General features: G+C 73.0%; 9 protein-coding genes and 1 pseudogene. 4 read left to right on the forward strand and 6 right to left on the reverse strand.

What is annotated here, in order from left to right:
• Positions 1-18 precede the first annotated feature (18 nt).
• Positions 19-837, forward strand: a complete 819-nt coding sequence (locus tag ACQP0N_RS17230; protein ID WP_433111487.1) for a class I SAM-dependent methyltransferase — start codon at positions 19-21, stop codon at positions 835-837.
• Positions 838-999: 162 nt separating this feature from the next.
• On the opposite strand, the gene ACQP0N_RS17235 is transcribed toward ACQP0N_RS17230, so the two are convergent.
• Positions 1,000-1,365: a hypothetical protein gene (locus ACQP0N_RS17235; protein WP_433111490.1), complete on the reverse strand. Its 366-nt coding sequence runs from the start codon at positions 1,363-1,365 to the stop codon at positions 1,000-1,002.
• A 408-nt stretch (positions 1,366-1,773) separates the two neighbouring features.
• On the opposite strand from ACQP0N_RS17235, the gene ACQP0N_RS17240 reads away from it, so the two are divergent.
• On the forward strand, positions 1,774-2,733 hold the full coding sequence (locus ACQP0N_RS17240) for a TIGR03557 family F420-dependent LLM class oxidoreductase (RefSeq protein WP_433111493.1): 960 nt from the start codon (positions 1,774-1,776) through the stop codon (positions 2,731-2,733).
• 83 nt (positions 2,734-2,816) lie between these two features.
• On the opposite strand, the gene ACQP0N_RS17245 is transcribed toward ACQP0N_RS17240, so the two are convergent.
• The 5 genes from ACQP0N_RS17245 to ACQP0N_RS17265 all read right to left on the reverse strand — a co-directional run bounded on the left by ACQP0N_RS17245 (position 2,817) and on the right by ACQP0N_RS17265 (position 11,258).
• Positions 2,817-4,331, reverse strand: coding sequence for a hypothetical protein (locus ACQP0N_RS17245; RefSeq protein WP_433111496.1), 1,515 nt, complete (start codon positions 4,329-4,331; stop codon positions 2,817-2,819).
• A 171-nt stretch (positions 4,332-4,502) separates the two neighbouring features.
• Positions 4,503-6,599 (reverse strand): amino acid transporter, encoded by a 2,097-nt coding sequence (locus tag ACQP0N_RS17250; RefSeq protein WP_433111499.1) that lies wholly within the window; start codon positions 6,597-6,599, stop codon positions 4,503-4,505.
• An 87-nt stretch (positions 6,600-6,686) separates the two neighbouring features.
• Positions 6,687-7,088, reverse strand: coding sequence for a hypothetical protein (locus ACQP0N_RS17255; protein WP_433111502.1), 402 nt, complete (start codon positions 7,086-7,088; stop codon positions 6,687-6,689).
• A gap of 362 nt (positions 7,089-7,450) precedes the next feature.
• Complete coding sequence (locus tag ACQP0N_RS17260) at positions 7,451-8,221, reverse strand: DUF5995 family protein (RefSeq protein WP_355051163.1); 771 nt, start codon at positions 8,219-8,221, stop codon at positions 7,451-7,453.
• A 136-nt stretch (positions 8,222-8,357) separates the two neighbouring features.
• On the reverse strand, positions 8,358-11,258 hold the full coding sequence (locus tag ACQP0N_RS17265) for a helix-turn-helix transcriptional regulator (RefSeq protein ID WP_355051164.1): 2,901 nt from the start codon (positions 11,256-11,258) through the stop codon (positions 8,358-8,360).
• A 193-nt stretch (positions 11,259-11,451) separates the two neighbouring features.
• On the opposite strand from ACQP0N_RS17265, the gene ACQP0N_RS17270 reads away from it, so the two are divergent.
• The gene (locus tag ACQP0N_RS17270; RefSeq protein ID WP_433111506.1) at positions 11,452-13,512 is read left to right on the forward strand and encodes an AAA family ATPase; all 2,061 of its coding nucleotides are present in this window, start codon (positions 11,452-11,454) and stop codon (positions 13,510-13,512) included.
• A gap of 58 nt (positions 13,513-13,570) precedes the next feature.
• A pseudogene (locus ACQP0N_RS17275) lies at positions 13,571-14,152 on the forward strand (AfsR/SARP family transcriptional regulator); the annotation flags it as partial.
• Between the last annotated feature and the right edge of the window lie 29 nt (positions 14,153-14,181).

Raw genomic sequence — 14,181 nt, forward strand, 5'->3', positions numbered from 1 at the left:
CGGAGAGGCGGACGACGTATGGCGACCCCGATCAGCGACGGGACGTACACCTTCGACAACGGCGCACCGGACGCGGTACCGCAGATGCGGGCGCTGGAGTCCTTCCTGGACCCGATCACGATGCGCCGCCTCGGCCGCCCGGTCCTGCGCCTCGGTTCGACCTGCTGGGAGGTCGGGGCCGGTGGCGGCTCGATGGCCCGGCGGATCGCCCGCGCGGTCGGCGGGGACGGCAGCGTGCTGGCCACCGACATCGACCCCACGCACCTCGTGGCCGACGGCAACCTGCGCGTACGCCGGCACGACGTGCGCGCCGATCCCCCACCCGGGGACGCGTTCGACCTGATCCACGCCCGGCTGGTGCTGCTGCACCTGCCCGAGCGCCGGCGGGTCCTGCGTACCCTCGCCGGAGCGCTGGCCCCCGGCGGCTGGCTGGTCGTCGAGGAGTTCGACTGCACCACGCCGGTACGGGTGCTCACCGCGCCGAGCGACGACGCGGCGAAGCTGTTCGCGCAGGTGATGGACACCATGATGGGGGTGCTCCAGGACCACGGCGCCGACCTGGGGTGGGCGCAGGACGTGCACACCGAGATGACCCTCGCCGGCCTCGCCGACGTCGACACCGTCACCCACTCGCAGAGCTGGGCCGGCGGGTCGACCGGCACGTCGCTCTACGAGACGAACTCCCGCCAGTTGGAGCCGGACCTGCTGGCGGCAGGCCTGTCACCGCAGCAGCTCGGCGCCTTCCGTCGCCTGGTCCGCGATCCGGCGTTCGCCGTGATGAGCTACCACTTCGTCTCCACCCGGGGCCACCTCGGTGCCACCCCCCACACCCCCTAAAGCGTCCTAGGACAATATTCCCGCCGCCCGGCCGGTGCTGTCGATCATGAAGTTCGTGACCCGCCACGCCGCCATACCAGCCCAGGGCTTTGTCAGCGCCCGGGACGACCGCGGGCCCGTTACCCCCGACACCGGGGGTAACGGGCCCATCTGCGAGCTGGTTTACCCGAGACAGGTGACGACGGCAGTCAGGGTTTGAGCCGTGGTTCCCCGGTTGGAGCCTCGTACCGCCCAGCCGTTGCCCGACGCGAACGAGTCAGTGAGGAAGATGTCGAACGCGGATGTCTGTCCGCCTCCTCCGGTGACGATCGTGCCGGCGGGGCAGGTGGCGAAGGAGATGTTGTTCGCGCCCGCCACCACTGTCACGGGAGTCCCTGTCGTTTGCGACAGTGCGGTCATCCCGGACGGCTTCTTGCTCGCGGCGGGACTGGTGTCAGCCGCGTTCGCCCCGCTCAGAGGAACGACCAGCAGAAGTCCGCTGACCGATAGTGCCGCTGCGCTGCTGATAAACAACTTCTTCTTCTGCACGCCTGGTTCTCCCCTCGAGAGACATTCGACCGGACGGTCCGCAGCAGGCTACTAACAGTCAGTGATCGATTGCATCGATACATGCAGATCTAAAGATGGGTCAAAGTTCGTGACACGACCCCGGCCGGCAACAAAGACGTGACCGATCTCGACCTTCCACCCCTCACCGACCTGGGCACCGTCGGCACCGGCACCGACCGCCTCCCACGTGCCGGGAGCACGGAAGACAGCTGAAGTGGCTGCCCGGAAACCTTCAGCTTGCGGACCCGACCCACGTGACGGCCCTAGATCAACTGCCTGGAATGTTTCCGGTGTGTGAAAACTACGGGCGGCCCATGGGGCTGGTTTGTCGGTCTTGCGGTCGGGAACCGACTGCCGTCAGGGCCGGAACGGATCGGGGGCGCGCCCATGCAAATCGGCTACAAGCTGGCCTCGGAGGGATTCGGGCCGCAGGAGATCATCCGCCAGGCCGTCCGGGCCGAGGAGGCCGGTTTCGACTTCGTCGAGATGAGCGACCACTACCACCCCTGGCTGGAGGCGCAGGGCCACTCGTCCTTCACCTGGAGCGTCCTGGGCGCGATCGCGGCACGCACCACCACGCTGCGACTCGCCACCGGCGTCACCTGCCCGACGGTGCGCTACCACCCGGCGATCATCGCGCAGGCGGCGGCCACCATGGGGCTGATCTCCGATGGACGGTTCACCCTCGGCGTCGGGGCCGGTGAACGGCTCAACGAACACGTCGTGGGACAGGGCTTCCCCAGCGTACGGGGACGGCACGAACGGCTGCGCGAGGCACTGGAGATCATCCGACTGCTCTGGCAGGGCGGCTACCGGTCGTACGAGGGGCGGCACCTGCACCTGGAGGACGCCCAGGTCTTCGACCTGCCGGACACCCCGCCGGTAATCGCCGTCGCGGCCAGCGGGGAGGCGTCGGCCCGGCTCGCCGCCGAACTGGGCGACGGACTGTTCGCCACCGATCCGGACGCCTCGGTCGTCGAGCACTACCGGCGCGCCGGCGGATCGGGCCCCTGCTACGCCGAGGTGCCGCTGGCCTGGGCCACCGACGAACAACAGGCGGTACGGGCGGTGTTGCAGAAGAGCCGATGGATGGTCACCGGGTGGAAGGTGATGAGTGAGCTGCCGAACCCGGTGAACTTCGACGCGGCGAGCGCGCACGTCGAGGAGAAGCACGTCCGGGCGCTGTTCGCCGTCGGCCCCGACCCCGAGGCGCACGTGGCGAAGGTCCGGTCGTACGTCGACGCCGGATTCGACCACATCGTGCTGCAGAACGCCGGTCCGGACCCCGATGGCTTCCTCGACTTCTTCGCCACCGACCTGTCCGGGCGGCTGCGCGCGCCGAGTTGACCGGCCGCACCCGCGCACGGGCACGCCCGCCCGGACGACTGTCCGGGCGGGCGTCTGCGCTCAGGATGGAGGACGGGTGGAACTCAGCGGAAGCAGTGTGCGATCGGTACGGCGCTGCCCTCGCAGTTGGTCGGCTCGTTCTCGACGACCACGCTCTCGTCGTCGATCTTGACCTGGGCGTGCTCGGCGAAGATGCCGCCCGGCTTCACCGTGGCCGCGTTGTGGGTGACCTTGCTCGTGTAGAGCGCCACGGCGCCCGCGGTGGCGTAGATGCCGCCACCCTTGGACGTCGCGCCGACCGCCTCGTTGCCGGTGACGTCGCTGCCGCGCACGAGCAGGTTGGACTTCTCGGTGTAGATGCCCGCCCCGATGCCGTGCGTGGTGTTGCCGGCCACCACGCTGTCGTCGAGGGGCAGCAGCCCCTTGACGGTCGAGATGCCGCCGCCGTTGACGGTGGAGGTGTTGCCGCGGATGGTCATCTTGCGCATCACCAGCACCGCGTCGGAGTTGGCGGCGCCGCCGCCGACCTGCGCGGTGTTGTTCAGCAACTCGGTGTCGTACACCTTGGTCCGAGCCGAGAAGCTGGCCAGGCCACCGCCCTGCCCGGCGCTGTTCTGCGCGAAGCTGGTGCTCTCCACGTCAGCCGCGCCCCGGTAGTTGCCGAGCCCGCCGCCGTAGCCGTTGGCGCTGTTGTGGTGGAACTCCGAGCGCTTGAGCGTCAACACTCCGCCGTTGAGCAGGCCCCCGCCCTTGCCCGCGGCGCCGGAGGCGCTGTTGCCGATGAACGTGGAGTCGGTGACCACCATGTTGCCGTCGTTGAAGATCCCACCGCCGCCGCCCTCGGGCGACAGCGACGTGCTCTGGGTGACAGTGACCCGTTCCACCACGGCCGTCGCGCCGTGCACGACGTGCACGCTGCCGCCCTCGATGGCCGAGCGGCCGTTGTGCAGCTCGACGTCGCGCAGGGTCAGCTCACCGCCGTCGCGGACGGTGAAGAACCGGAACGCCTCCGCCTGGACGGCGCGGGCGATCGTCGCGCCGGCGCCGTCGATGGTGATGGGCTGGTAGATCACCGGCAGGCCGGCCGTGTCGTCGGCCGGGTTGTGCGGCGGGGCGTCGGCGTCCCCGGGGGTCTCCGCCGCGTCGGCCTGCTCCCGGGCGTCCCGGATGCCGCCGTCGTACTGGTCGGTCTCGTGGAACGCCTCGGTCAGCGTGTACCGGCACCGGGGCGCGAGCCGCAGCTCGGCGCCGCCCTCCGCGTTGGCCGCCACCAACGCGGCCACCAGCTTCGCCGCGTCGCAGGGCACCTCGACCACGCCGTGCTTGCCGGTGCCCGGCGTCTGCGGCCGGGCCCGCTCGGCGTCGTCCCCGCCGCGCTCGGGGGTGGACCGCTCGCCGGAGCGCCGGTCGTCGTCGCGGTCGGCGGCGGTCAACCGGCCCAGGACGCCGAGGGAGAGGTCACGGTCGGCGGCGGCGGCGACGCCGGCGACCCCGGCCGCGCCCACCACCAGGCTCCCCGCCAGGAGCCCGCCGGCTAAGAACCATCGGGACCGCCGTCGAGGTCGAGCTGGGCGGTCTCCTGGTCGGTACGTGGACATCCGGTTCCTGCCTTCCTGCGTACGTGCCATGACCGTGCCCCACTTCGGGCGCGGGGGGTCGGACGTGCCGCCGACCACCAGAGGTCACGATATGACCGCAATCCGGACAGGGAGGTGTGAACGTGAATAGTGCTGCCATTCATCTTTTTCGGTACCAGACAGCGCGCGTCCTCAGCCGCCGACGTGGATACCCGGGCGGCGCAGCGGGTCCGGCTCGGTCCGGCGGATGATCTCCCGCACCACCGGTGGGGTGTCCCCCCGGCCGAGGATCAGGTACCGCAGCAGGTGCGCGATCGGGCTGCCCTCGGACCACTCGAAGTGCGCGTGCGGGCGTACCCCGGTCGCGTCGCGCAGCGCCAGCAGGATCGCGGCGATCGCGTTCGGCGCGGCCGCGCTGCTGGCCCGCAGGACCCGGAAGCCCCCCACCTCCACCCCGTGCACCCGCAGCACCTGGCTGAACCCCGACGGGTCGACCACCTCGATCTCCAGGAACAGCACGTCGGACGCGCCGGGCACCGGGTTCATGCCGCGCTGCGCCCGCTCCTTGAGCGTGTACTCCTTCAGGGACCCGCCCTGGCGCTTGTTCGCGATCAGGTGCAACTGGCCGTCGTGGGCGAGCGACTCGGTGACGAACCGTCGGGCCGCCTCGTCGAACTCGATCCGTTCGGCGCGCAGCTCCGTGGTCCGGGTGACCCGGGAGACCAGGGACACCGCGATGATGCCGAGGATGAACAGCGCCGAGATGGTGATCCCGTCCGGCTTCTCGATGACGTTCTCGACCAGGGCGTACAGCAGCACCAGCGTCAGCACGGTGAAGCCGATGGCGCCGCCGCGCTGGCGGCTCCGGACCGCCGAGATGGCCACCGCCACCGCGCCGGACACCATCATCGCCAGGATGCCGGTGGCGTACGCGCCGGCCTGGGCGTTGACGTCGGCACGGAAGGCGACCGTGATGGCGACGCTGACGACGGTGTAGACGATCACCACCGGACGTACGGCGCGAGCCCACTCCGGAGCCATGCCGTACGAGGGCAGGTAGCGGGGCACGATGTTGATCAGCCCGGCCATCGCCGACGCGCCCGCGAACCAGAGGATGAGCACGCTGCTCAGGTCGTAGACGGTGCCGAACCCCTCACCGAGGTACGTGTGCGCCAGATACGCCAGCGCCCGTCCGTTCGCCGCCCCACCGGGCCGGAACTCGGCGGCCGGGACGAGCGCGGTGGTCACGAACGTCGTCGAGATGAGGTACACCGACATGATCAGCGCGGCGGTGGTGAGCAACCGCCGGGTGTTCCGGATCCGGGCGGCGAGCCGGGCCTGCCGGTCCGGTCCGTCGGCCGCCACCAGGGGCATCATGCTGACTCCGGTCTCGAAGCCGGACAGGCCCAGCACCAGCAGCGGAAAGGCCAACACGGCGGTGAGCAGCACGTCGGCGGGTCCGTCGCCGCTCGCCGTCAGCGCCGCCGTCCAGTTCGACACGATGGTGGGATCGCCGACGATCCGGGCCACCGCGACCACCACGATCACCGCGTTGAGCACGAGGAACACGGCCACCAACGGGATGGCGACGACCACGGCCTCACGGAAGCCGAGCAGGAACACCCCGCCGAGGACGAGCAGCAGCGCCACGGTGACCAGCACCGGCACCGCCGGGCCGTGCAGGGCGTCCGGCAGGAACGGGTTCTCCAGCAGGTGCACGGTGGCGTCGGCCGAGGACAGGGTGATCGTGATGATCCACGAGGTGGCCACGAACCCGAGCAACACGAGCACGAAGATCTTGCCCCGCCAGAACGGCAGCAGCCGCTCCAGCATCGCCACCGAACCCTGCCCGTGCGGGCTCTCCTGGGCGACCCGCCGGTACATGGGCAACATGCCGAACAGGGTCAACGCGACGATCAGCAGGGTCGCCAGCGGAGACAGCGCGCCGGCGGCCACCGCCGCGATGCCCGGCAGGTACGACAGGGTGGAGAAGTAGTCCACGCCGGTCAGGCACATCACCTGCCACCAGGCGTGCCTGCGGTTCTGTCCCTCGCTCGTCTCCGGGCCCGGCGGCTGCACCTGGTGCTCGAAGAGCCACCGCCGCAGCGGGCTGGCCGGCGGCGTCGAGCGGGCCGGGCTGTCCACCCGCTCCGGCACCACGACCCCCGGCCGACCGCCCGGGTGTGGCCGGGCCGGGTCGCGCGCCGCGCGCAGGGCCGGGTCCGGCCCGGTCGGCGTGTGGCGTCGTCCGCCCCAGCGTCGCGGTCTCGCCCGGTGCTCGTCAGCCATCGCCCGTCCCACCCTCGCAGGTCCTGATCCGACCGTAGGTGCCAGCCCACGGCCCGAGCGGCCGAACGGGGCAGGTAGGTGGGCTGCTCAGGGCAGGTCCGGTCCGCCGAGCAGCCGAGCCAGGGCCGCCGGGTCGGCAACCGTGACCGTGGCCGCCGGGTGCCGGGGCCAGCCCGCGGGCGCCAGGGCCGGCACCGGTACGCCGAAGCGCACGCAGACCCCGGCCTGCGCGCTGCTGCCGAAACTCACGCCGCCGTCGGCCAGCGACAGCCGCGGGCCGATCACCCGCCACCACCGGTACGGCCCGCCGACCTCGGCGCCGAGCACGTTGTCCCGGCCGGTCCGCAGCCGCCACGGCCCGTACCGGATCTCCAGGTCCCGGTCGTCGACGGCGACCCAGGCCGTCGCCGGGCGGACCCCCACCAGCACCAGCGCGGGACGGAACGCCGCGTCGAAGCGGAACGGAAACCGGATCGGCACGTCGGTCATCGGGCACCCGGCCGGGCCGCCGGCCGCGAGACCGGGCCGCCCGGGCGCAGCGGGCCGGGCCGCGCGGGACGAGGTCGGGCAGCGGGACGACGCCGGGCCAGGACGGTCATGGCGCGGGCGTACCCGGAACTCATCGCTCGACACCCCCGGATTCGCCGCACCCGCCGCTCCCCCGTCGCCGGCCGGCACCCCCGGGCCGGCCGACGACGGCGGACGGTCGACACCCCCGGGCCGACCGGCCGACTCCCCGGCCGCCGCCGCCGACGGGCGCCGGCGGACCGCGCGGGGAGGTGGAGCGGGCGGGTGGTTGCGCCCCGCGCTCCGCCGCCCCACGGGCGGAGCGCGGGGACCCCCCGTCCCGGCTACTGCAGGAACGCCCCGAGGGGCGAGAGCAGCAACCGTCCAAGCGCAGCGGCGTTGTCGTCCAGCCGCAGACGCTCGCACTCTCGGGCGTCCGGATCGTGCCGGCACCGCCAGATCTTCTGCGCGTTGCGCCACGCGACATCGCGGGTGTACTCGACCAGTTCCCCCTGGTACCAGTCGTCGATGTCGCCGTTGAGCATGTCGATGAGCAGCTGCCACCGCTCCAGGTAGCCCCGGCGCAGACCGGGGATCTTGTCGGCGAAGATGTTGTTGATCTCGAGGTAGTCGTGGTGCTGGTCGGTGCCGTCGACCGGCTCCGACTCGAGGTGGTCGAACGTCGTCACCAACGCGAACGGCAGGTCGAAGTTGATGTGCGCGTTCACACCGGCCGCCGCCGACGGCAACGGGCGGGCGTCGGGCCCCCGCATCCGCGAGAACAGGCACGACCACGCCTTCGGCGTGCCCGGGCTGGAGTCGGTCCAGAGCCGCAGGGCGTCGAAGTAGCGGGCCGCGAACTCGACGTCCAGCCGGGAGAGGAAGACCGGATCGACGAAACGGTCGTCGTACAGGCCGTCCAGCACACTGCTGGTGATCGTCAGGTACAACCTGTTGAAGTCGGCGAGCGGGCAGCTCGCCTCCAACGGAGGCAACCGCACCAGCAGGTCCTGGAGCTTCGTGAGATGGTCGACCACCGCCGGCACGTCCGCCGGGTGATCGGCGAGCAGGTCGACGATGTCCCGGTGCACGGGCCCCCAGACCGGTTCGGTCATCTCTCCTCCATGATGGTCGTTGCGCCTGCGCGACGCCGCCGACGGGCCACAGCCTCTCAGCCGGCAACCGCCGCCGGGATCAGTAGAACGACGTATCCCCGGCGCACACGGGCGCCGGGGATACGTAGTGCGGTGGTCAGCCGCGCGCGTTACGCAGGTGGATCGCACTGGCCTGTACACGGGTGCGGACCTGCAGTTTGTCGAAGATGTGCGACACGTGCACGCCGATGGTCCGCTCGCTGATGAACAGCCGCTGCCCGATCTCCCGGTTGGTCAGCCCTTCGGCGACGAGCGCGAGCACCTCCCGCTCCCGCGCGGTGAGAGTCGCCAACTCGTCGTCGGCCGGCTCGACCGAGCCGGCCGCGCGTGTGCCGTCGGCGCCGTCCCGCTCCTCAAGGGACACCCGGGCCCGCCCGGCCAACTCCCGGATCTCCGAGGTCAGCGGCACCGCGCCCAACGCCTGCGCCACCCGGTACGCCTCCCGGAGCAACTTGCCCGCAGTGGCCACCCGGCTCCGTCGGGCCAACAGGGCCTCGGCCTGGCGCAGCCGCGAGTACGCCGCCGGATAGGGGTGGTTACGCCGGTCCCACTCGACGACCGAGGCGGCCCACAGCTCCGGGTCACTGCCGTCCAGGCGGCTCACCTCAGCGGCGCACAGCGCCAGGAAGCCGTCCACCACCGACCGCACCGGTCGGGCCGCGGACGCGCTCTTGCGCGCCACCCGCTCGGCCACGTCCCGCAACCGGCGTACCGCCGTCGGGTCCACGTCGACGGTACGGCTGGTGTGTGCCTCCGCCTCGGCGCGCAACCCGTGCCACACCAGCGCGGACAGGATCGTCACGTCGTCCGAACGGCTCTCGGTGAGGCCGCGCTGCACGGCCTGGCGCGCCACGTCGTGCCGGCCCTCCCACATCGACAGCCCGGCGCGCAGCGTGAGCAGCGGGATGACGTGTCGGGCGCCGCCTCCGGCCAGCACCGTCGCCACCGCGTCGAGGTCCCGGTCGGCGGCCGCGATGTCGCCGTAGCCCACCGACAGCCGGCACCGGGCCAGCAGCAGCTCGACGGCGTCCGCCCCGGACGGTCGGTGCCGCAGCGCGGCGGCCACCACCTTCTCCGCCTCGGCCCACTGCCCCACCCGGAACAGCCCGTTGGTGGCGATGGCCAACAGGCGGGTCTCATAGGTACGCCCGAGGCCCAGCTCGGCCACCCGCTCGGCGCCCCGGCGGGCCACCACGACACCCTCTTCGAGGATGTTCAGCGGCCCGGTCATCAACTCCGCGAGGTGCAGGTACGCGCAGGCCACGTCCTCGGGCTGGCCGGAGCGCTCGGCGGTCTCCAGGGCCTGACGCACGACGGCCAGCCCGGCCTCCGGGTCCTCCAGGTACGCGTCGCTGAAGCCGAGCGCCGAGCTGGCGAGCACCACCTCGGTGGTGGACCCCTCCACCTCGGCGGCCAACGCCAGCGCCTCCCGCGCACGCCGGCCCGCGTCGGCGTACCGGCCCAGGTGCAGCAGCAGTTCGGCGAGCCGCGCGGCGGCGGTCGCCCGTTCCCGTGGCGAGCAGTCCGCCGCGTCGAGGGCCCGCTCGTACTCCTTCTCGGCGAGGGCGGAGCGGCCCGCGGCCGCGAGGTATCGCGCGCGGCGGATGTGCAGCGCGCAGCTCGGCGCGCCACCCCGCAGCGCTACCAGCTCCTCCAGCAACGCCAGGGCGCGGGCGTGCTCACCGCAGTGGTGGGCCGCCTCGGCCGCGTTACCGAGCAGCTCGACCCGGTCCACCTCCGGCGAGGCGGAGTCGCCGGCCAACTGCAACGCGACCGTCCAGTGGCGGTGGGCCTCGGCGTAACCGTGCAGCCGTTCGGCCTCCTGCGCGGCGCCCACCGCGGCGGGCAACGCCCGGGCCGGCTCGCCGGCCAGCCGCCAGTGATGCGCCAACCGGGCCTGCCGCAGCTCGCCCGGCGCCGCGGTGAGCGCCTCGGCGTAGCGGCGGTGCAGCCCGGAGCGTTCGGCGGGCAGCAGCTCGTGCGCCAGCACCTCGGCGACGAGTCGGTGCCGTAGCCGGTAGCCGTCGTCGGCGCTGACCAGCAACCGGTGCGCGACCGCGGCCCGGGCGGCCTCGATCAACTCGCCGTCGGGCAGGTGCAGCACCTCGGCCAGCAACCAGTGCTGCACGGGCTCGACGCCGGCCGCCACGGCATGCACCACGGCGTGCGCGTGCTGCGGCAACGCGTCGACCCGGTCGAGGAAGATCTCGCGCAGCGTCTCGGACAGCCCGTCCCGCCCGTCCCGCAGGTCGCGGGCCAGCTCCTCGATGACGAACGGGTTGCCGCCGCTGCGCTGCCAGACCTGCTCGGCCGCCTCGACGGGAAGCGGCCGGCCCACCACCGCGGCGGCGAGCTGTTCGGTGTCGGCACGGTCCAGCGGAGAAAGATCGAGCACCCGTACCGTCCGCAACCGGCGCAACTCGGTCAGCACGCGGCGCAGCGGGTGCGCGCCCTGCAACGATTCGGCGCGTACCGCGGCCAGCACCGACAGTTGCAGGTCACCCAGACCGGCCAACAGGTACAGCAGGAGCTGCCGGGTGCTGCGGTCGACCCACTGCAGGTCGTCGAGGATCAGCACCAGCGGTCGTCCCTCGGCGATCAGGTGCAGACCCCGGGAGACGCGTTCCAGCAGCGTGCCCGCGCCGTCCGGGCCGCCGGTCTCGTCGGCGAACACCTGCAACAGCCCACGTACGGCCGAGGAGGTACGCGCCTGAGCGGCGGTCAGGTCGGCGTCGAAACGCCGCAGCGCCTGGAGCAACGGGTGCAGTGGGGAGGCGTCGCCGATGTCCAGGCAACTGCCGGTCAACACCAACGCGCCCGCCGCACGCAGTCGGACGCCGACCTCGCCGAGGATCCGGGTCTTGCCCACACCGCTCTCGCCGGTGAGGAAGACCGCGGCCGTCTGTCCCTGTGCCACGTCACCGAGAAGCGCCGACCGAACCGTCTGTACCAGCTCGGTCCGGCCCACGAGCGGTGCGGTGTCCACATCGCTGGCCATGGCACGCAGCCTAATCACAGGCCCCCCGACCGTTCTACGGCCATCTGCCGCTTGTGGTACTCCTCGCGTCGACATTGCGACTAAAGGTTGCGGGTGGCCGACATACGTCGTTCTGCCGATCCCCTGTCGGCCCAGGGATGCCAATCTCCGAGGGTCGTCAGCCCATCACCCGGGAAGGTCGGGTGCGCCACCCATGATCACCATCGTCGCCGACACACAGCGGACCGACCGCCCACACTGGCCGGTGCCCGAGGAACGACGGACGGTCAGTGTCCTCTTCGTCGACATCGTCGGTTCCACCGCGCTTGTCGACCAGCTCGACCCCGAGGACGTCCGTGCCCTGCAACGGGCCTACTTCGAACGGGTCGCCGGCGTGCTGAGCCGCTGGCACGGCGTGGTGGAGAAGTACGTCGGCGACGCGGTGATGGCGCTGTTCGGGGCACGGCACTCCGACGGCTTCGACGCGTACCGGGCGGTGCGGGCCGGCCTGGAGATCCAGGCCGCGCTGGACCGCCGTCCCATCCTCGGCGACATCGTCCTGCGGGTGCGTGTCGGCATCGCGACCGGCGAGGTGGTGGTCGACCTGGGCGACGCGGTCAGCGGTGGTCACGGCGTGGCCAGCGGCGCGGTGATCACCACCGCGGCCCGCCTACAGGGTTACGCGGCACCCGGCGGTGTCTCGTTGTGCGCGGTCACCGCGCGGGCCACCGCCGGCCTCATCGCCCAGCGTCAACTCGCGCCGATGCCGGTGGCCGGCCGGTTGGCGCCGATGCCCGTGTGGCACGCCAGCGGTCCCGCCCGTCCCGGCGCCGACCGGCACGACGGCCCGCTCATCGGACGTCGCCGGGAACTCGCCGGCATCGGCGAACAGGTGAGCGAGGCGCTGCGCACGCGCGAACCGCGCTGGATCTCCCTCGTCGGTCCGAGCGGCAGCGGCCGCAGCCGGTTGCTGCACGAGCTGAGCCGGACGCTGCACACGGTGGACGGGCTGCCGGTGCGCTGGTGCGTGGTGAGCTGCCCGCCGTACCCCGATCAGGTGCTCGCGCCGGTCGCCGAGCTGGTCCGCGTCCTGGCCCGCACCCGCCCCGGCGACGGCCCGGCGGCGGTCCGCGAACGCCTGACCGACGCCCTGACGCCGCTGTACCCGCCCGACCGCGTCGCGGCGGCGGTGCCGGCGCTGCACCGGCTGCTGACCACCCCGGACGCCTCGGCCGAGGCGTTCGCCGCCACGGCGATCTGCCGCGACGCCCTCCTGCGGCTGGCCGCCCACCGGCCGCTGGTCGTGGCCGTGGACGATGTGGACCGTGCCGCGCCGGCCGTGAGTCGCTTCCTGCACGACCTGTTCACCGCGGCCACGGCGCGTGGCGTGCCGCTGGCCGTGCTCACCGTGCACCAGCCGCAGTGGGCCGACACCCGACCGGGCCCCGCCCGGCGGGTGCCGATCCGACCGTTGGCCGCCGTCCAGTCCGGCCGCCTCCTGCGCCACCTGCTGACCCGCGCCGGGCAGCCGGTGGCCCTGGTCGACCGGCTGCTGCCGCTGGTCGGCGGCCGGCCCGGGCACGCCGTCGCATACGTCACCTCGATCGCGGCGGGCGCGGACCCGACGACGCTGCCCGAGCCGGTACGTCGCAGCACCGGCGCCGAACTGGACCGGCTCGGCGGTGAGGGCCGGGCGGTGCTGATGGCCGCCGGCACCCTCCCGGGCATGCTCTCCGGCCCGAACGTCGACCGGGCACTCGGTTGGCGGCCGGGACGGTCCGCTCCCCTGCTGGGCGCCCTCGTCTCCGCCGGACTGCTGCGCGCCGACCACGTCCGGGGGTACGCGTTCGTCGCGCCGGCGCTGCGTCAGGTCGCCGCCGAGCGTCTTCCGCACGCCCTGCGCGCCATGCTCACCCGGCGGGCCGCCGAGAATCCGGCATCCGACACCGTCGGCGAACCCGCGGCGCTGCCGTCCACCGGTCAGCAGCGGCGCGGAGCCAACCCGCCGGGGCCGACGGCCGACCGCGCGCCGACTCTCCGACCGCTTCTGACCGCCCCGGAGGCCCGTACGCCCGCCTCGCCGACGCTCCCGGACGACCGCGCGCCGGTCCGCCGCCGACTGCTCGCGGTCACCGGCGGCGACGTGCCGCCGGTTGGGACGAGCGCCCCGACGCCCGTCGGCCGCGCCCGGACGGCGCTTCGCCCCGGCCGCGCCCGGACCGGATTCCGATTACCGGTGACGCCTGCGCCGGGCGACCTGGCCGCCGTGGCCTGACCGTGGCGACCGTGCACGGGCGGGTCGCCCGACGCCGGTGACTAGGATTGGCGCAGTCATGCTGCTACGGGTGCTCGGACCGCTCGAGGTCGAGGTCGACACCGGCGGACCGACCGACCTCGGCGGCCCCCGTCAACGCGCCGTGCTCGCGCTGCTGCTGGCGGCCCGCGGTGAGGTCGTCTCCGTCGGCCGGATGATCGAGTTGCTGTGGCGGGGGGACGCCCCACCACGGGCGATCGTCTCGCTCCAGGCGTACGTCTCGCACCTGCGCCGCGTGGTGGAGCCGACCCGCGAGCGCCGGGCGCCGGCGCGGGTCCTGGTCACCGTGCCACCCGGGTACGCCCTACGGGTGCCGGCCGACGCCGTCGACGCCGGCCGGTTCGAGTCGCTGCTGGCCGAGGCCCGCAGGGTCAGCGCGAACGACCCGGAGCGGGCCCGTCGGCTGCTCCGTGCCGGGCTCGACCTGTGGCGCGGCCCGGCGTACGCCGAGTTCGTCGGTGAGCCGTGGGCGCAGCCGGAGGTGCTGCGGCTGGAGGAGCTGCGACTGGTCGCCCGGGAGCTGCTGGTCGACGTGACCATGCGCGGCGGCGACCCCGCCGAGGCGGTGCCGGAGGCGGAGCTGCTGACCCGCCAGGCGCCACTGCGGGAGGAGGCGTGGCGGCTGCTGGC

The organism is Micromonospora sp. CA-246542, from assembly GCF_050942905.1.
In the GTDB taxonomy this organism is placed as follows: Bacteria; Actinomycetota; Actinomycetes; order Mycobacteriales; family Micromonosporaceae; genus Micromonospora.